This is a genomic window from Hyphococcus luteus (assembly GCF_002943565.1).
Classification (GTDB): Bacteria; Pseudomonadota; Alphaproteobacteria; order Caulobacterales; family Parvularculaceae; genus Hyphococcus; species Hyphococcus luteus.
This window is the reverse complement of record NZ_PJCH01000005.1, coordinates 1,123,272-1,142,048: the sequence shown is the minus strand read 5'-3', so window position 1 is coordinate 1,142,048 and position 18,777 is coordinate 1,123,272. Positions and strand designations below refer to the sequence as shown.

The following is an 18,777-nucleotide window of genomic DNA, read 5'->3' as shown; positions in this document are numbered from 1 at the left end:
AAGAAAAACCGCCCGCCGCCGCTAGTGTGAAGCCTCCCGGTCCGGCGCTTCAGCGCGCCGTCGGCGAGGGCGCGTAAGGGACGAATCGAAGGGCGAAAAATCCTCGCCGAGTATAGCCGAAAAAGCCCCGAAAAGGCTAGCGCCGGCGCGCATTTCGCGCGCCGGCGCCGGGCCGGTATAGGGCTGTTTTCAAAGCGGTTTTCGCGCGCCTTCAAGACGCGGAAAATTAGTCCTCAAGAGCCTCGCGAATCCGCTTGACGCCGTCCTGAAACGCCTTGTCGCGCTCAATCAGGGCTTGCGCCCGGCGATAGGACGACATGACCGTCGTATGATCGCGCTTCAAGGCCTTGCCGATGCGCGGAAAGGACTCTTTCAAGACCTCGCGGGCGCACCAGACCACCGCGTGACGGGCCCGCACGATGCGCTGGGGCTGGGAGCGGCCGGTCATGTCCTCAAGCTTGAGGCCGAAGGCTTCGGCCCCCGCGGCGATGGCGTCTTCGATGGTGGCCGCCCGGCGGCGGTCGTCGAGCCGGGATTTCAGAACCGATTTCGCCTCGTCGAGGTCGACCACGATCTCCTCCGCGCCATACATCAGGAGAAGCTGGTTCAAGGCGCCGATGGTCTCGCGCATGGACTGGGTGAAGGTCCGGGCGATGAACGCGAGCGCGTCTTCGGAAACGGTGCAGGCGGCCGGGCTCTGCTCGAGGCGTTTTTTCAGAACCGCCATGCGCAGGGTTTCGTCGCCCGGATGGACCGGGGCGCAAATGCCGCCCGCAAGCCGGTCGGCGAGACGCTGGTTGAGGCCCGCCTCGGCGAGTTTGGCGGGCGGCAGTTCTCCGGCGATGACAACCTGTTTGCCGCTGTCGAGCGCTGCGTCAATCACGATCAATAACTCCTCCTGTGTCCGATTTTTGCCATTCAAGAAATGGATGTCGTCAAAAGCGAGAAAATTATGGGCGAGCAGCGTCTTGTGCAGCGCCGACGTCGCATTGGACCATACCGCGCTGACGCAAGCGTTCGAAAGATTGTTGTAGGTGACGTACCCGGCGGCGCCGCGCTCGGCCTCTTCAAGCCAGGCGTGGGCGATCGCCTGTAAAAGGTGCGTCTTGCCGACGCCGGACGGCCCGTAAACATAGATGAGCTCGCGCGCGCGGCCTTCCGAAAGGGCTTCCTGCGCGGCCGCCCAGGCGATGCGGTTCGATGCGTCGACGGCGAAAGAAGAGAAGGTGCGCCGCGGATCGAGGGGCGTCGCCAGATCCTCAAAAGCCGCGTCCTTGTCTTTCGTTTCTTTCGGCCCGCGCAAACCCGCCGCCGGCGCCGCTGCGTTTTCCGCTTTCGCCGCGCGCTGTTCTTCCTGCGCGTCTATGCGCGCCGCATGGGCGCTGAGCGCGTTTTTCAGCACCGTCAGCTGCATCTTCCGGAACGGCCCGACTTCCTTCAGCCAGGTCTCTTTCAGCACCGGAAAGAACCGATGGTCGAGCATGTCGCGCTTGGCCTCAGACCCGGTCGACAGCGTCACGCAGTCTTCGCTGTATTCTTCAAGCCCGAGATCCTTGAACCAGGACGTGTATTTCGCATCGCCGACGCGCGTGCGCAGCGCCGCATGATACCGCTTGAATAGTTCCGACTGTGTCTCCCGCCCGCTCATATCGTTTTCGCTTTTCATGTTTGAAACCGCCCAAAATTGAAGTCAAATCCCCACGGAACGCGCGTTTCCGAACAAACGGAAATCGTGCGCCTTGATTTTCTTTAACTTGGTTGTTGTCGCGTTGGTGATTGCCGACTTAACGCGCCGGCGCAAGCATATTAGGTTAGAGGAGAAGCCCGCTCGCTTCCATAAATGCAAGATGTAAAAATGCTAATGGAAGAGAGCCGCCGCTTTTCATTCTAATTGTCCCCGACTTTTTAAAGTCACACAGCGTGTCTACGCGGCAACCGCTCGTTGAGAGTCGAAACGGCCGACCAAAAACACAAGATCAAAACTGAAACTGATTGCGCGGAAATTCGTCCGCACCCGTCATAATTGACTTTAACCAGCATAGATAATCTTAAGGATGAGCGTCAAGCTTTGATTCGCCTCTACGGCGTTTTTTGTGTCATTTTTTTTGCAAGCGTAAACGGCGCTGAACGCCAATAAAAATCACGCTTACAACAAAAACAAATCGTTACGGAACTATGCGTACGAAACGTGCTAAGCGCAATTGATGCTCATGCATGGCGTGCGCAATTCGCATCTTAAAAAACTGCAAAAAAACAAACGCGCCCGCAAAGATTTGCGCGCGCGCCGAACGAAAAACAAAATGTGTCGCGCAGGATAATTTTACGCAGCAAGCGCTTTAATGCGCGCAGAAAGACGAGACAGTTTTCGCGCAACCGTCTTTTGGTGAAACACGCCATTGCCGGCGGCGCGATGCAATTCCGGCTGCGCGCTTTTAAACGCAGCTTCCGCAGCCGCCTTGTCGCCGGCCGAAATCGCTTCCTCCACTTTGCGCAGGAAACTGCGCACGCGTGAGCGGCGCGATTTGTTCACGGCGGTGCGGCGCGCAATCTTGCGAACCATCTTCTTAGCGGAAGCTGTATTAGCCATATTTCGTCACTCGAATTTTGGGAGCCGCCGGGCGGCGCGAGCGGCGGTGTATAGACCTCCCCCGCATGGGCGTCAACACGTCGTGGGGCCTTATTTTCCGCCGAAATTCAGCGCTGGCAAGACGGGCAGAAAAAGGTCGACCGGCCGGACTGGACAAGCCGGCGCACAGGAGTGTCGCATTGGCGACATTGCTCGCCTTCCCGGTCGTAAACGTCGAAACGATGCTGGAAATAGCCGAGCGCCCCGTCGGCTGCGGCGAAATCCCTTAATGACGATCCTCCCGCCTCGATGGCGTCGTTCAAAACGGCGACAATCTCGCCATAAAGCCGGTCGGAGCGCTTGCCGGCCACCGAGGCGGCCTTGCGCCGGGGCGATATCCCGGCCCGGAACAGCGCCTCGCAGACATAGATGTTGCCGAGCCCGGCCACCACCCGCTGATCGAGAAGCGCCGCCTTGATCGGCGCCGCCTTGGCCTTAAGCGCCGCTTTCAGGACCGCCGGGGAAAAGCCGTTGCTTAAGGGCTCCGGCCCCATCCCCTTGAAATGACGGCAGGTTTCAAGCGCGCCCGGCGCGGCGATGTCCATGAAACCGAAGCGGCGGGGATCGTTGTAGGTCACCCGGGCGGGGCGGGCCCCTTCCATCCGGAACAGGACATGATCGTGTTTCGGATTGCACGCCTGCGCCAGCGCGAAGCCGCCCGGGCGAAACCGGCCGGTTTCCTCTATGGCGAAGCGGCCCGACATGCCCAGATGCATGATCAGGCTCTCGCCCGAAGACAGATGCGCAATCAGATACTTGCCGCGACGATCGAGACTGTCGACGCGCCGGCCGGTTAACCGCGCTGCGAAATCGGACGGCAGGGGAAACCGCAAATCCGGACGCCGGACCTCTATGTCCGCAATGACCGCGCCCTCCATCACGGGCGCCAGGCCGCGGCGGACGGTTTCGACTTCGGGAAGTTCGGGCATGGCGGCGGCCGTTGGGCGGGGGGTGAAGCGCGATGTGCGCCAGCTCTTTACCCTCCGGGCCCGGCCGCCACAACGCCCTCAAGCGGCGGCCGACATGGACGGCTCCCAAACCTCCACCCGGTTGCGTCCCGCCTTCTTGGCCGCATACATCGCCTTGTCGGCGCGCTCGATCGCCTGTTCCACGGAAATATCGGGATCGAGCAGGGCGAGGCCGAATGACGCTGTAATCTGATAGGATTGGCCGTCGGAAGCGGTGAACTGCAGCGCTTCGATATCGGCGCGCAAACGCTCAAGCAGGGCGTGCGCCTCCTCGAGATTCGCGCCGGGTTCGCAAATCAGAAATTCTTCGCCGCCATAACGGAAAAACAAATCATATGGCCGCATGCCGCTCATCACCAGCTTTGCGACTTTGGCGATCACCTCATCGCCTGAGGCATGGCCGTAGACGTCATTGACGCGCTTGAAATTATCGAAGTCCATCATGGCGAGCGCGCATGAATGGATGCCGCGTTTGACGAGCGCTTGTTGTTCGCGAAGCCGGGTCAGCATTCCGGCGCGGTTCGCCGCGCCGCTCAACGGGTCGATATTATAGACGCTGTCTTCAAGCTCGCGCTTGGCGGTCAGGATTTCCAGGCGCATCTGGTTGAGAGAATTCATAAAGCGCTCATAGAGATCGAGCGGCACTTTCCCGTGTGTCGCCATAGCGGCTAGCATGTCGGTGGTTAATTGATGCATGCGTTCATGCGCGTCTACGATTTCTTTGAAGGAGGGATGCTTTGAAATCAGCGCCGCGCCGGCGCCGTAAAGCCACTGGCCGAACCGGCAATGCCGGTACGACTCGTCCGCCACATCGCGTTCGTCGGGCGGCAGCGCGCAAATCAGAGTGCGATTGAGCTCTTCGCTCCATTGCTGGTGATTGAACAACGCCTGATCGAGTTCGCTCAGCGCCTTGCGCATATCGTCCTGAGACATGCCCGGAAACGGCATAAACACCATCCTGGTTGCGGCTGTTTCTGAGACACGGTCCTATAGGCCAGCATTTAAATTCTTATTAAAAGGCGCGTTTCGCTTGCGAAACGGGGGCTGAAAAGGCGGGCGCGCCCTGAGACGGCTTGCGCGAGTTGGTGATTTTTTAACCATGTTCGCCTGCGCAAGGCGCGCCCGCTTTTTCTTCAAAAAAAACGCCCCCGCGGTCGACGCGGGGGCGCTGGAACGAACGGCAATTGCTTGGCGCTTAATCGTCCTTGTTCGCGTCTTTCAACGCGGCGCCGAGAATGTCGCCGAGCGAGGCGCCGGAATCCGCAGACCCAAACTGCTCCACGGCCTGCTTTTCTTCCGCCACTTCGCGCGCCTTGATCGACACGTTGATGCGGCGCGTCTTGGAGTCGATCGCGGTGACGCGGGCGTCGACCTTGTCGCCGACCGCAAAGCGTTCGGGACGCTGTTCGCCGCGGTCTTTCGACAGATCCGATTTGCGGATGAAGGCTTTCGGGCCTTCCTCGCTGCCGATCTGAACTTCGATGCCGCCATTTTCGATGGCGGTGACGGTGCAGGTCACGTCCGAACCGCGCGAGATGCCGCCAATGGCGTCCATGGGGTCGGAGCCGACCTGTTTGACGCCGAGCGAAATGCGTTCCTTTTCGGGATCGACGTCAAGAACCTTGGCCTGAATGACCTGGCCTTTCTGATAGTCCTTGATCGCGTCTTCGCCCGACCGGTTCCAGTCGAGATCGGAAAGGTGGACCATGCCGTCCATCTCTTCGTTGAGACCGACGAACAGACCGAATTCGGTGATGTTCTTGATCTCGCCTTCGATGATCGAGCCAATGGGATGTTCTTCGGCGAAACGCTCCCACGGATTGTCGGCGCATTGTTTGAGACCGAGCGAGATGCGGCGCTTCTGCTCGTCGACTTCGAGCACCATCACTTCGACTTCCTGCGAGGTCGAAACGATCTTGCCGGGGTGAACGTTCTTCTTCACCCAGCTCATTTCGGAAACGTGGACGAGGCCTTCGATGCCGTCTTCGAGTTCCACGAACGCGCCGTAATCGGTGATGTTCGTGACTTTGCCCTTGAACTTCGCGCCGATCGGATATTTCGCGGCGACGCCTTCCCACGGATCCGGCGTCAGCTGCTTAATGCCGAGCGAGATGCGGTGGGTTTCCGGATTGATCTTGATGATCTTCACGCGCACCGTGTCGTTGACATTGAGCACTTCCGACGGATGGTTGACGCGGCTCCAGGACATGTCGGTGACGTGCAGAAGGCCGTCAACGCCCGGCGCCAGTTCGACGAACGCGCCGTATTCGGTGATGTTCTTCACAACGCCTTCGCGCTCATCGCCCTCATTGAGCTCCTTGACGACTTCCTGACGCTGTTCGGCGCGGTCTTCTTCAAGGATGGCGCGGCGCGAGACGACGATGTTGCCGCGGCGCTTGTCCATTTTCAAAATGCGGAAAGGCTGCGGAATGTTCATCAACGGACCGGCGTCGCGCACGGGACGAATGTCGACCTGAGAGCCTGGCAGGAACGCCACGGCGCCGCCGAGATCCACGGTGAAGCCGCCTTTGACGCGATTGAAAATCTCGCCGTCGACGCGGTCGTTTTTCTCGAAGATTTTTTCGAGACGGTCCCAGGCTTCTTCGCGGCGCGCTTTTTCGCGGCTGATCACCGCTTCGCCCTGCGCGTTCTCGACGCGCTCGATGAAGACTTCGACAGTGTCGCCGACGGAAAGGTCGGCCGGCTTGCCGGGCTGGGAGAATTCTTTCAAGGGGACGCGCCCCTCGGTTTTCAAACCGACATCGATGACGGCGACGTCTTTTTCGATGGCGGTGATTTTGCCTTTGACGACCGTATCTTCAAAATCCTGGCGGTCGACGAGGGAGGCTTCGAGCATTTCCGCGAAATCGTCGCGGGACGGGTTAAGGGTTTCGGACATAAGGTAAAACGTGTCTCCAGTTTCAGCTTTTCAATGCCTGCCGGTTTATCCGGCGGTCTTTCCGGGCAAGTTGGGCGCCCCCGGACAATTGAGCCGAGTTAAAGTTATGGCGGCGCGAATGCCGGATAGACGGACACAAAAACACGTTTTCTGAAATTTTGTCGGCGGGGGCTGAAACTCAGCCGCAGCGCCGGAAAACGCCGTCAATCACGCGGCGCGCCGCCGCGAAGGCCGCGTCTATAGACAAATGAGTCGTATCTAGCAACTCCGCATCCGGGGCCGCCGCCATGGGCGCGTCGTCGCGCGCCGCATCCCGCGCGTCCCGGTCCAGAAGGTCCTGATAAATCTCGGTTTCCTGGAGCCCCGGCCGGGAGGCGACAAGCTCCAGCCAGCGCCGGTGGGCGCGGGTTTCAGGGCTCGCCGTGACGAAGAATTTCACCGTGGCGTCGGGGCAGACGACGGTGCCGATGTCGCGCCCGTCGAGCACCGCCCCGGCGGCGCTTCTGGGCGGGCTCCCGGCGAAGCGGCGCTGGAAATCGAGCAGGGCCGCCCGGACCGCGCTGTTGGCCGCGACAACGCTCGCCGCCGCCCCCACCTCCTTGGTGCGGATATCGGCGCCGGCGATCTTGTCCACCGCGTAATCGCGGGCCGCCGCGGCGGCGGTTTCGGGATCCGCCGGGTCGCCGCCCGCATCGAGGACCACCCAGGCGACGCCGCGATAGAGCGTGCCGGTGTCGAGATGGGCAAAGCCGTAATGATCCGAAATAAGGCGCGCCAGCGTTCCCTTGCCGGAAGCGGCGGGTCCGTCGAGAGCAATCACGAAAGAGGCGGTCATGGCGGCTCGTCTTAACGTTTAGGACGGTGAAAGAAAAGCGCCGCTCAGGCGCCGCCGCCGGAAAAACTCGCGACAGACTGCAGCAGCGCGCCGACGAGGCGGCGCTCCTCCTCGGTCAGTTCCGGACGCCAGATGGAAAACAGAAGAATGATCCGCGTCTCGTCGCTGTCGTTCCAGGCTTCATGCTCGATCGTGTCGTTGAAGATGCAAAGCTCGCCCTTGCGCCAGTGATGGACGTCCGCGCCGACTCGCAATCCACACTGGCCGGGCATAACGAGCGGCAAGTGACAGATGAGACGGGTGTTCAAAAAGCCCGTATGCGGATCGATCCGCGTGCCGGGCTTTAACCGTGAAAACAACGCCATCGGGCCGCGTCCGTCGACGCGGTCGAGCGGCGCCGCATCGAGCGCCGCCATCGTTTTCGGAAAACGGGCGGCCGCTTCCTCGCGAACGCCTTCGCGCCAGAGATAAAGCGCGCTCCAATCCTTGTTGTTCAAAAGGCGATGGGCGCGCTGGGGCCGGTCCGTTTCGCCTTTGACATAAGCCTCAAACGCCGCCTCGTCATTCATCGCCGCGGACAGCTCGGCGGCGATGTCGTCGCTTGCCGCTTCGATCGTCGCCGTCCAGTCGAACTCGGCCGGATCGTAAAAGCCCCGCGCCGGCAGGCCATCGAAATAAAAAACCCGCGGCTCTTCCGGGTAGCGCTCGCGCTTGCCAGCGAGAATTTCGACGGAGTCGCGAAAGCGCTTGCTTGACGCCGCTTCATCGAAACCGGCGTCTTTCAGTCGCGTCTTCAGATGCGCCAGCATGGCGTCTGCAGCCTTGTCAGCTTCGGCCTTGGCGCGGCGCACTTCGCCCGCAACCTGCGGCGGCAGCCGGTCAATGGGCCCCGCCGCCCGCACCGCTTCATCGTAAAAACTCGCCGCCGCGCGCGTGTCGTTTTGCGCCGCGTAAATATCGGCCTTGGCGATCAGCGCCTGAACATGGCCGCGTTCGCGCGTAAGGATCTGATCGACCGCCGCATGGGCTTTTTCAAAATCTCCGAGCGCACGCGACGCAAGCGCCATCCCGTACCAGACCTGCCCGTCGGCGGCGCCGGCGCTGATCAGCTGCGCGAAGGCCTCAGCCGCGGCGCGGGCGTCGTTGCCGCGCATCGCTTCGCCCGCCTGTTGCTTCAGCATTGTGATCTGTTGCGACGTCAAACTCATTGTCACGCCGCACCCATCTCGGCGCCGATCGACGTCATGAGATCGAAAAAGTCGGGAAAGCTGGTGGCGATCATCGAGGCGTCGTCGATCTCCACCGGCTTTTCGCTGGCGAGCCCGGCGACGAGAAAGCTCATGGCGATGCGATGATCGTGATGGGTCTTCACCATGGCGCCGCCTTTCAAGGGCTGGCCCTGCCCGCGCACGCGCAGCCAGTCGGGCCCGCTCGCCGCGTCGCCGCCATTGGCGGCGAGGCCCGCCTCGACGCAGGCGATGCGGTCGCTTTCCTTGACCCTCAATTCCTCAAGGCCGGTCATCATGGTCTCGCCATGGGCGTGCGCCGCGACCACAGCGAGGATCGGATATTCGTCGATCATCGACGGCGCGCGGTCGGCCGGCACCTCGACGCCGCGCAAGACGGAATGGCGCGCGCGAATGTCGGCGACCGGTTCGCCGTTTTCGACCCGCGTGTTTTCAAAAGAGATGTCCGCGCCCATCTCGCGCAGGGTTTCGTAAAAGCCCGCGCGCAACGGATTAACGAGGACGCCTTTGATCGTGACGTCCGAATTGGGAACGATCAGCGCCGCCGCCACAGGAAACGCCGCGGAGGACGGATCGCCCGGCACGACAATGTCGCAGGAGACAAGCGCCTGGCCGCCGGCGATCTCGATAAAGCGCCCGCCTTCGCCGTCCGGCTGCGTCGCCAGGTCGACCCCGAAGGCCGACAGCATGCGCTCCGTATGGTCCCGGCAGAGCTCCGGCTCGTGAATGCGGGTGACGCCCTCGGCCCCGAGCGCGGCGAGCAGGATCGCCGATTTCACCTGCGCCGACGGGGCCGCCAGCTTCACATCGACAGCCTTCAGCCCGCCATTGGCCTCTATGGTCACCGGCAGGCGGCCGTTTTCGTCGCTCGTTTCAAGCCCCATCATGCGCAAGGGTTCGAGCACCCGGCCCATGGGCCGCGCGCGCAGAGAAACGTCGCCGTCAAAGGTCGCCGCAACGCCTGCGCCGGCAACCGCGCCCATAATCAGCCGGACGCCGGTGCCGGAATTGCCGAGATAGAGCGCGCGTTCGGGGCTCCGCCAGGGCGCGCCCGTCACCCGCCATACGCTCCCGCCCCCTGGCCCGCCCCCTGTGCCGTCGCGCTCTGCCTCAGCGCCGAGAGCGCGCATGGCGGCGGCCGTTCTCAGGACGTCGTCCGCCTCGAGGAGGCCCGTGGTGCGGGTCTCGCCGCCTGAGAGCGCGCCCAGAATGAGCGCCCGGTGGGAAATCGACTTGTCCCCCGGCGCGGACGCCGCCCCGCTCAAGGGCCCCGAACGGCGCGCCTCGACGCGTCCTGTCGCGAGACGGGCCGGTTTCGCCTGGGGTGCGGTCATTTTCTAGGCTCTCCTGAAGCGCCGCCGGAAAACGGGCGCAATCCTTTTGACAGCCGCCCCTGCCCGTGGCAACAGGGCGGCTTTCATCAGACATTTCCCTACGGATGACCATCCATGACCAAACCTGAACTCGGCGTGAAACGCGATTGCCCTGAATGCGGGGTGCGCTTTTACGACCTCAACAAAGAGCCCGCGCATTGTCCCAAATGCGGCCACGAATTCGTCCCGGAAGCGCTGTTGAAGCCGCGCCGGCCCCGCAAGGAAGATGAAGAAGAGGACAAGACGACGGAGGCCAAGCCCACCGAGAAGGAAACCTCGCTCGAAAACGCCGAGAAGGAAAAACGCGCGCCCAAGTCGAACCGCCGGCCGGCCCTCGATGACGATAGCGACGACGAGGAGGACGAGGACGACGAACTGGCGGGCATCGGCGATATCGGCGTCGATCTCGACGACGACGACGATGAGAGCGACAATAGCGGCCTGCTCGACGACGATGACGACGACGACGTCACCGGCATCGTCAAAAAAGGCGGCGACGACGAAGACTAAGAGCCCGGCTCAAAACTTGGCCGCACCTTCAGGGGCGGGATCGGCGGATGTCAGCCGGCCGCGAACCCCATGCTTCACAGGCTCTTGATTCTTAAATATTAAGAGCCGTCGTCGCATCGGGTCGCCGACAGGAACGTCTGATCATCCGATTTCCGGAATGCGTGAAGGATTTTTGGTCAGGCTCTAAGACAGCCTTCATTTTCGTCTTGCATCGGCGCAGCGGCGTGGCTAGGTTCCGCCGCTCTTAAAGGGCCGAGGGCCCGGCAAGAACCCTCCGCGAGCGCTCCCCAAAGCGCTCCAGGACCAAGGACGGGGCTATAGCTCAGTTGGGAGAGCGCTTGCATGGCATGCAAGAGGTCGTCGGTTCGATTCCGACTAGCTCCACCATTTTTCATATCTCACGACAGTTCGCTTCGCTCACGTCTCCGATGGGGCGACCTGACCGGTCGGCGCGCAGTCGCGCTTACGAACCCTGCGGGTTCGACATTTCATCATGCGGCACTCCGATCTTATCGTTCGCGACAGCTCGTTTCGCCCTCTCACCCGTTAAGGGCCAGAGACGCCTGCATCGCCGCCGTCATGCGCGTTGATCGCGTCGAGGAAGGCGGCGCCGTAGCGCTCGAGCTTGGTCTCGCCGACGCCGGCGAGACCGGCGAGGTCGGACGGCGCGCGCGGACGCAGGCGCGCCATTTCCCGCAGCGTCTTGTCGTGAAAGATCACATAAGGCGGCACGTTCTGCGCTTTCGCAAGCTCAAGCCGCTTGCGGCGCAGCTCTTCGAAAAGGGCCGCGTCGGCGGGCGCCAGATCGGCGGCGGCCTCGCCCTGTTTGCCCTGTTTCGCGCCTTTCCCCCGTTTCGGTTTTTTCAGTACACGGAGATTAAGCGGCGGCTTGTCGCGCAGAAAGTCCCGCCCCTTGGGCGCGATAGAAAGACCGCCATGGCCGGCGACATCCGCCGTGACGAGCCCTTGCGCGATGAGCTGGCGCATGATCGAGCGCCAGCTCGCGCGACCATGCTCCTTGCCGATGCCGAAAGTGGAGACGCTGTCATGGCCGAGGCGTTCGATGCGCTCGTCCGCCTCGCCCAGCAGCACGGAAATCACATGCGCCTGGCCGAACCGCTCGCCCGTGCGATAGATGCACGACAAAAGCTTTTGCGCCGCCAGAGCGCCGTCGAAGGTCTCGGGCGGATCGAGGCAGATATCGCAATTGCCGCAAGGACCGCTGTCGTCGCCGAAATAATCGAGCAGCACGCGCCGGCGGCACCCGCAGGTTTCGGCGAAGCCTAAAAGCGCTTCGAGCTTGGCGTGCTCCATGCGCTTGCGGGCGTCGGGCGCATCCGACTCGTCGATAAACATGCGCCGCAGCGAAATGTCCCGCGCGCCGTAGAACATCAGCGCCTCGGCGGGCAGCCCGTCGCGCCCGGCCCGTCCGGTCTCCTGATAATAAGCTTCAATGCTCGACGGCAGGTCCGCATGCACCACGAACCGCACATCCGGCTTGTCGATCCCCATGCCGAAGGCGATGGTGGCGACCATGACGACGCCGGGCTCAAGCTGGAAACGCCGCTGGTTCGCCTCGCGGGTCTTCATCTCCATGCCGGCGTGATAAGCGAGCGCCGTGAAGCCATGGGCGTTGAGGGTCTCGGCGACCTCTTCGGTCTTGCGTTTGCTGAGGCAATAGACGATGCCGCTTTCGCCTTTGCGGGCGTTCAGAAACTGCAGCATCTGCCGGGTCGTGTCGCGCTTTTCGGCGACGCTGTAGCGGATATTCGGCCGGTCGAAGCCGGCGACGAAGCTGTTTTCCTCCCCGATCTTCAGGTGCGAGACGATTTCGGCGCGCGTCGGCGCGTCGGCCGTGGCGGTGAGCGCAATCCGCGGCGTCTCGGGGAAGAGATCGACGAGACAGTCGAGCGCGCGATATTCGGGACGAAAATCATGCCCCCATTGGGAGAGACAATGCGCCTCGTCGATGGCGATGAGGGAAAGGGGCGCGCCTTTCAGCCGGTTAAGGGTTCCGGGCCTCAGCAGCGTCTCCGGCGCCATATAGAGAAGATCGAGCGCGCCGCTCTCGAGATCCCGCCAGACCTGCTCGCGCTCCGCGCCGGCGAGCCGTGAATTGAGCGCGGCGGCCCTGACGCCCGCCTGGGCGAGCGCCGTCACCTGGTCGTCCATCAGCGCGATCAGGGGCGAAACGACGAGCCCCGCGCCGTTCCGGCACAAGGCGGGAATTTGATAGCACAGCGACTTTCCCCCGCCCGTGGGCATGACTACGAAGGCGTGCGCGCCGGCTACGACATGCGCAATAATCTCCGCCTGACGCCCCCGGAAAGAGTCATAGCCATAGACGGCGTTAAGGAAGTGCAGCGGATCGGCGGGCATGTCGCGCCTATGCAACGGGAAGAGACTGAACGGGACGGAACAGGATGGGACGGGGCGAAACCTGTCGCACAGGGCGATGGAAAGCAAGGACGCGCGTCCGGCTTTCAGCCGCCGCGTCAATCTTTAACCTTATTTTCCGGTCATCTCCGCTTTAAACGCCGCTGCGCCGTGTTAGACACGTGATGCGGGAGGCGCGGCGGCGCGTTTCTTGCTGCGCCGCGGGGGAAATCCGCGCGAGACAGACGCAAGAGGGAGACAAAGCCATGAGGCTTATGGTTACCGGCGGCGCCGGCTTTATCGGCTCGGCCGTGGTGCGCCAGGCGATCGCCGACGGCGATGAGGTGTTGAACGTCGACAAGCTCACCTACGCCGCCAATCCGGACAATGTCGCCATGGTCGCCGACGATCCGCGCTACCGCTTCGCCCAGGAAGACATCTGCGACTTTCCGGCGATGGCGCGACTCATCGCCGAGTTCAAACCGGATGCGGTCATGAACCTCGCCGCCGAGACCCATGTGGACCGCTCCATCGACGGGCCCGGCGCTTTCATCCAGACCAATATCGTCGGAACCTATGCGCTGCTCGAGGCGGCTCGCGGCTATGTGGAAAGCGGCGACGCGCCGGAAACCTTTCGCTTCCATCACATTTCCACCGACGAAGTTTACGGATCGCTGGGACCTACCGGCGAGTTCACAGAAACCTCGCCCTATCAGCCGAACTCCCCCTACTCCGCCGCCAAAGCCTCATCGGACATGCTGGCGCGCGCCTGGCGCGAGACCTTCAACCTGCCGGTCGTCGTCACCAATTGCTCGAACAATTACGGGCCGTACCAGTTTCCCGAAAAACTCATCCCCGTGGTCATCATCAACGCCCTCGAAGGAAAAGACATCCCGATCTACGGCAAGGGCGACCAGATCCGCGACTGGCTGCATGTGGAGGATCACGCGCAGGCGCTCTTGCTCGTGGCGCGCGCAGGCAAGCCCGGCGAGACCTACAATGTCGGCGGGCGCGCGGAGCGGACCAATCTCGACCTCGTCAAGACGATCTGCAAGGTGCTCGACGAAGAACTGAAAGACTCAGCGCACGCGCCCCATGACAGCCTCATCAAATTCGTCGCCGACCGGCCGGGCCATGACAAGCGCTACGCCATCAATTGCGACAAGATCGGCCGGGAGCTCGGCTGGACCCCGGCGCATTCCATCGAAGAAGGCATGCGCGACACGGTGAAATGGTATCTCGACAATCGCGACTGGTGGGAAAAGATCCGCCAGGGCGGCTTCGACACCTCAAAACGCCAGGGCCTGAAATCGGCCTGAGCGATACGCCCCGCAAAGAAGACGACACAGAAAGCGAAGACGCATCATGCGCATGCTGGTTTTCGGCAAGAACGGTCAAGTCGCCCGAGCCTTGCAGGCCGCCGGCGGAGAGACGGTGACGGCGCTCGGCCGCGACAAGGCGGACCTGATGCACCCCGGCGCGGCGCGCGAGGCCATCGCCGCGCACAAGCCCGATCTCGTCATCAACGCCGCCGCCTACACCGCCGTCGACAAGGCCGAAGAAGAGGAAGCCGCCGCCCGGCGCCTTAACGCCGGCGCGCCGGCGGAAATGGCCGAAGCCGCGCAGGCGGCCGGCGTTCCGTTTATTCACCTCTCGACCGACTACGTCTTCGACGGAAAAGCCGAAGACCGCATCGCCGAAGACGAAGAGACCGCGCCGCTCAACATTTACGGCGCGACGAAACGCGAAGGCGAAATCGCCGTCGGCGCCGCGCACGGCCAGGCGGTGATTCTCAGAACCTCCTGGGTGTTTTCCGAATATGGCGGCAATTTCGTCAAAACCATGCTGCGCCTTTCCGAAAGCCGCGACGCATTATCCATCGTCGCCGACCAGATCGGCGGGCCGACCGAGGCGGGCGACATCGCCAAGGCGCTTCTCGCAATCGCCGGCAAAAAACACCGCGGCGCGCCCGGCGCCGGGATCTATCATTTCCAGGGCGCCCCGGCGGTCAGCTGGGCGGACTTCGCCGAGAAAATTTTCGACATCGCCGGGCGCGCCGTAAAGGTTTCGCACATCAAAACCGAGGATTATCCGACGCCGGCGGCGCGGCCGCGCTACACCGTGCTCGATTGCGCGAAGATCGAACGCGAATTCGGGATCGGCCAGCCGGACTGGCGCGAAAGCCTGCGCCGCGTCATCGATGCGTTGAATACAGAAGGACAGACGTCATGAAGGGGATCATTCTCGCCGGCGGATCGGGGACGCGGCTTTATCCGGTGACGCGCGGCGTTTCGAAACAGCTGACGCCGATCTACGACAAGCCGATGATCTATTACCCTTTAAGCGTCCTGATGCTGGCGGGGATCCGGGACATTCTCATCATCACGACGCCGGAAGACCGCGCCTCGTTCGAGCGCCTGCTCGGCGACGGCTCGGAATGGGGCGTGAAGATCAGCTATGAAGTCCAGCCCTCGCCGGACGGACTCGCGCAAGCCTTCATCATCGGCGAAGACTTCATCGCAGGCGACAAATGCGCGCTCGTTCTCGGCGACAACATCTTTTACGGCCACGGCCTCACCGATCATCTGCGCAAGGCCGCGGCGCTCGATAAAGGCGCCGTCATTTTCGCCTATCAGGTGACCGACCCCGAACGCTACGGCGTCGTCGAATTCAACGATAGCGGCGAGGTTGTCTCCATCGAGGAAAAACCGGCGAAGCCAAAATCGAATTTCGCCGCGACGGGACTTTATTTCTACGACGAGACCGTGGTGGAGCGCGCGAAAAACGTGAAGCCCTCAGCCCGCGGCGAGCTTGAAATCACCACGCTCAACGAGATGTATATGAAAGACGGCCAGCTCAGCGCCGAGATGCTCGGCCGCGGCTTCGCCTGGCTCGACACCGGCACCCATGAATCGCTGCTCGAAGCGTCGCATTTCGTCCAGACCATCGAAACCAGGCAGGGGCTTAAAGTGGCCTGTCCTGAAGAAATTGCCTATCGCGCCGGCTTCATCGACCGCGATCAGTTAAAAACCCTCGCCGAGCCTTTGAAGAAAAATCAGTACGGGCAGTATCTCCTGCGCCTCGCCGGCGAGTAGATCTTTTCTCCCTGCCGGCGCTTTCTGAACGCAACGCTCGCTTAGCCTTCATCCTGAGGAGCAAAAATCTCTTCGTCCTTCGAGACGCCTCCGCTTCGCGGAGCCCCTCAGGATGAAGAGATTTTTGCGTCTCGAAGGATCAAAGGCGATATTGCACCGCCCTACTTTTTCTTTGAATGAATCCCGCATTCGGTTTTCGCCTGGCCGGCCCAGCGCCCGGAGCGGGCGTCGTTTTCGTCGACGACTTTCGACGTGCAGGGCATGCAGCCGATGGAATGATAGCCCTGTTTGACGAGCGGATGCTCGGGCAGTTTGTGCGCGGAGAAGTAATCGGCGATGTCGGCGCGAGTCCAGTTCGCCAGCGGGTTCAGCTTAAAGGACGACCCGTCATGCTCGACGGTCTCCATTTCCTTGCGAAACTCGGTCTGGTGGCGCTTTCGCCCCGTGGCCCAGCAGTCAAAGCCTTTCAGGGCGCGCGTCAGCGGCTCGGCCTTTCTCAAGCGGCAGCATTCGTCGGGATCCTTCATGGACAGGACCCCTTGCGGGTCGTCGCGTTCAAGGTCGCGCTTTCTGGGGCCGATCACCCGCACGTCCTCGAGCCCCAGATGATGCTGCAGGCGCGAGCGGTACCGCACCGTCTCGCCGAAGAGCTTGTTGGTGTCGAGGAACAGCACCGGAATCGACGGATCGGCCGACGCCATCAGGTGCAAAAGCACGGCCGATTCGGCCCCGAAAGAGGAAACGAAGGCGATCCGGCCCGGAAACGCCTCCCCGGCCGCATGGGCGATGATCGCCGCCGCGCCCCAGCCCCGATAAAGGCTGTTGAGGCTCTCCGCTTTGTCTTCAATCGCCGTCAAGCAAGGCTTCCTGTCATCCGGGCGCAAACCATTCGCTGCGCCGCAAAAGGCTAGCGGCGCGCGGCGCGCGGCGTCAATCGCCGCCCGGCCCAAAACCGGCGCGAAATGGCACGCGCAGGGGTTGCGCAAAACGCCCCCGGGGCTCTAAGACGGCTCGATTAAGCGCTGCAAGCCGGGGCGCGAAGCGGTGCGGGATATCTGGAATTGGGAAGCGATATGAAGATCCTGGTGATTGGGGGAGATGGTTTCTGCGGCTGGCCGACGGCGCTGCATCTGTCGAATATCGGCCATGATGTGGTGATTGTGGACAATCTCTCGCGCCGCAAGATCGACATCGAGCTCGAAGTGGAGTCCTTGACCCCGATCAAACCGGTCTCGACGCGGCTCGCCGCGTGGGAGGAGGTCTCCGGCCGGCGCATTATGTTCGAGCATATCGACGTGGCGCGGAACTATTCGCGGCTGTTGAACCTGATCAAGGATTTCGAACCGGACGCCATCGTCCATTTCGCGGAACAGCGCGCCGCGCCCTATTCGATGAAGTCGTCCTATCACAAGCGCTACACGGTGGATAACAACCTGAACGCCACCAACAACATCCTCGCCGCGATCGTCGAGTCGGGTGTCGACGCGCACCTCGTCCATCTCGGCACCATGGGCGTTTACGGCTACGGCACGGCGGGCATGAAAATCCCGGAAGGCTATCTGCCGATCAAGATCGAAACCGACGAAGGCAAGGAGATCCGCCAGGAGATTCTCTATCCGGCCAATCCGGGCTCGATTTATCACATGACCAAGACCCAGGATCAGCTCCTGTTCGCTTTCTACAACAAGAATGACGGGCTCAAAGTCACCGATCTGCATCAGGGCATTGTCTGGGGCACGCAGACGGAAGAAACGAAAAAGGACGAGCGCCTGATCAACCGTTTCGATTATGACGGCGATTACGGCACGGTCCTCAACCGCTTCCTCATGCAGGCGGCTGTCGGCTTTCCCATGACGGTGCACGGCACGGGCGGGCAGACGCGCGCCTTCATCCATATTCAGGACACGGTGAAGTGCATCGAACTCGCCATCGAGAACCCGCCGCAGCATGGCGAACGGGTGCGGATCCTGAACCAGATGACCGAGACCCACCGGGTGCGCGAGCTCGCCCAGCTGATCGAGAAAAAGACCGGCGCGCAAATCGAATATGTGAACAATCCACGCAAGGAAGACGCCGAGAACGACCTTCATGTCGAAAACCAGCGGCTCTTGGGGTTAGGTCTCGATCCGATCACGCTTGAGGACGGCCTTCTCGAGGAAGTCACGGAAATCGCCAGGAAATACGCCCATCGCTGCGACAAGACCAAGATCCCGTGCGTCTCCTACTGGACCTCGGAGCAGCAGGGCAAAGCGGGCGCTTAAACCGCTTCAGCGCCCGCCGGCATACTGTCTGAAATAGGAAAGCGTCTCTTCGTAAGGCGTCGAGGCGGCCTTGCGCCAGTCATGAACGCTGTCGCGGTTCAAGAGCGCGCCTTCGGGCGAAACGATCAAGACGGTCGGGGTGCCGTAAAGCTCCATGACGCCGAAGCGGGCGGCGACGTCGAGATTGCGGTCCCGGTAGCCGGTGTCGACCCAGACCAACTCATAGCCTTGCGCAATCACTTCGGAGAGTTCCGGCCTTTCGAATTGCGCCGCGAGCCCGCGGCTGTCGTGACACCAATTGGCGCCGAGCACCAACAAAACATTCCGCCTGCTGACCTTTGCGGCCTGAAGCGCCGCATCCACATCCATCATGGCGTTGCGGTCCGCCTCGAAAGGGCGCGGATCGCCATCATCGTTGTCGCCGGACGCAAACGCCGCCCCGGCGACATCGCCCGTCACGCCCGCCGTCGTCTTCACCGCCGTCTTGCCGACCCCTGCGGCGGCGCCCGTCGCGGTTTTCGCAACGGCGCACCCCGATATGAAGACCGCGGCGGCGAGGGCGAGAAACAGGCGCGTTTTCATTGTCA

The 18,777-nt window shown here is 62.2% G+C and carries 16 protein-coding genes and 1 tRNA gene; 6 read left to right on the top strand and 11 right to left on the bottom strand.

Annotated elements, in window-relative coordinates:
* Positions 1–226: 226 nt before the first annotated feature.
* The 8 genes from CW354_RS10435 to aroA all read right to left on the bottom strand — a co-directional run bounded on the left by CW354_RS10435 (position 227) and on the right by aroA (position 9,909).
* A complete protein-coding gene (locus CW354_RS10435; RefSeq protein ID WP_104829924.1) occupies positions 227–1,666 on the bottom strand; it encodes a DnaA ATPase domain-containing protein in 1,440 nt (479 codons plus the stop codon).
* Between the two features lie 654 nt (positions 1,667–2,320).
* Positions 2,321–2,587 (bottom strand): 30S ribosomal protein S20, encoded by a 267-nt coding sequence (gene rpsT / locus CW354_RS10430; RefSeq protein WP_104829923.1) that lies wholly within the window; start codon positions 2,585–2,587, stop codon positions 2,321–2,323.
* 107 nt (positions 2,588–2,694) lie between these two features.
* Complete coding sequence (mutM, locus tag CW354_RS10425; protein ID WP_104829922.1) at positions 2,695–3,555, bottom strand: bifunctional DNA-formamidopyrimidine glycosylase/DNA-(apurinic or apyrimidinic site) lyase; 861 nt, start codon at positions 3,553–3,555, stop codon at positions 2,695–2,697.
* Positions 3,556–3,633: 78 nt separating this feature from the next.
* Entirely contained in the window at positions 3,634–4,542 is a 909-nt protein-coding gene (locus CW354_RS10420; RefSeq protein WP_165793637.1) for a diguanylate cyclase, read from the bottom strand.
* Positions 4,543–4,789: 247 nt separating this feature from the next.
* The gene (gene rpsA / locus CW354_RS10415; RefSeq protein WP_104829920.1) at positions 4,790–6,493 is read right to left on the bottom strand and encodes a 30S ribosomal protein S1; all 1,704 of its coding nucleotides are present in this window, start codon (positions 6,491–6,493) and stop codon (positions 4,790–4,792) included.
* A 178-nt stretch (positions 6,494–6,671) separates the two neighbouring features.
* A complete protein-coding gene (gene cmk, locus CW354_RS10410; protein WP_104829919.1) occupies positions 6,672–7,328 on the bottom strand; it encodes a (d)CMP kinase in 657 nt (218 codons plus the stop codon).
* A 44-nt stretch (positions 7,329–7,372) separates the two neighbouring features.
* Positions 7,373–8,536: an aspartyl/asparaginyl beta-hydroxylase domain-containing protein gene (locus CW354_RS10405; protein WP_104829918.1), complete on the bottom strand. Its 1,164-nt coding sequence runs from the start codon at positions 8,534–8,536 to the stop codon at positions 7,373–7,375.
* Between the two features lie 2 nt (positions 8,537–8,538).
* Positions 8,539–9,909 carry a 3-phosphoshikimate 1-carboxyvinyltransferase gene (gene aroA, locus CW354_RS10400; protein WP_104829917.1) on the bottom strand — a complete coding sequence of 457 codons (1,371 nt, stop codon included), beginning with the start codon at positions 9,907–9,909 and terminating at the stop codon, positions 8,539–8,541.
* Positions 9,910–10,023: 114 nt separating this feature from the next.
* Between aroA and CW354_RS10395 the strand changes: the two genes are divergently transcribed.
* Entirely contained in the window at positions 10,024–10,458 is a 435-nt protein-coding gene (locus CW354_RS10395) for a TIGR02300 family protein (protein ID WP_104829916.1), read from the top strand.
* 311 nt (positions 10,459–10,769) lie between these two features.
* Positions 10,770–10,845, top strand: a tRNA-Ala gene (locus CW354_RS10390).
* A gap of 159 nt (positions 10,846–11,004) precedes the next feature.
* Here CW354_RS10390 and recQ read toward each other — a convergent pair.
* Positions 11,005–12,837 carry a DNA helicase RecQ gene (gene recQ, locus CW354_RS10385; RefSeq protein ID WP_104829915.1) on the bottom strand — a complete coding sequence of 611 codons (1,833 nt, stop codon included), beginning with the start codon at positions 12,835–12,837 and terminating at the stop codon, positions 11,005–11,007.
* A gap of 263 nt (positions 12,838–13,100) precedes the next feature.
* Between recQ and rfbB the strand changes: the two genes are divergently transcribed.
* Genes rfbB through rfbA form a run of 3 tightly spaced genes read left to right on the top strand, consistent with a single transcriptional unit; the run spans position 13,101 to position 15,929 of the window.
* The gene (gene rfbB, locus CW354_RS10380; protein ID WP_104830097.1) at positions 13,101–14,153 is read left to right on the top strand and encodes a dTDP-glucose 4,6-dehydratase; all 1,053 of its coding nucleotides are present in this window, start codon (positions 13,101–13,103) and stop codon (positions 14,151–14,153) included.
* 46 nt (positions 14,154–14,199) lie between these two features.
* On the top strand, positions 14,200–15,066 hold the full coding sequence (gene rfbD / locus CW354_RS10375; RefSeq protein WP_104829914.1) for a dTDP-4-dehydrorhamnose reductase: 867 nt from the start codon (positions 14,200–14,202) through the stop codon (positions 15,064–15,066).
* A complete protein-coding gene (gene rfbA / locus CW354_RS10370; RefSeq protein ID WP_104829913.1) occupies positions 15,063–15,929 on the top strand; it encodes a glucose-1-phosphate thymidylyltransferase RfbA in 867 nt (288 codons plus the stop codon). Before rfbD ends, rfbA begins: the two co-directional genes overlap by 4 nt.
* Positions 15,930–16,090: 161 nt before the next feature.
* On the opposite strand, the gene CW354_RS10365 is transcribed toward rfbA, so the two are convergent.
* The gene (locus CW354_RS10365) at positions 16,091–16,786 is read right to left on the bottom strand and encodes a phosphoadenylyl-sulfate reductase (protein ID WP_207764739.1); all 696 of its coding nucleotides are present in this window, start codon (positions 16,784–16,786) and stop codon (positions 16,091–16,093) included.
* A 216-nt stretch (positions 16,787–17,002) separates the two neighbouring features.
* On the opposite strand from CW354_RS10365, the gene CW354_RS10360 reads away from it, so the two are divergent.
* Positions 17,003–18,190, top strand: a complete 1,188-nt coding sequence (locus CW354_RS10360; protein WP_104829912.1) for an NAD-dependent epimerase/dehydratase family protein — start codon at positions 17,003–17,005, stop codon at positions 18,188–18,190.
* A 6-nt stretch (positions 18,191–18,196) separates the two neighbouring features.
* Here the strand turns inward: CW354_RS10360 and CW354_RS10355 are convergent, their stop codons facing one another.
* Entirely contained in the window at positions 18,197–18,772 is a 576-nt protein-coding gene (locus tag CW354_RS10355) for a thioredoxin family protein (protein ID WP_165793636.1), read from the bottom strand.
* Positions 18,773–18,777: the final 5 nt, after the last annotated feature.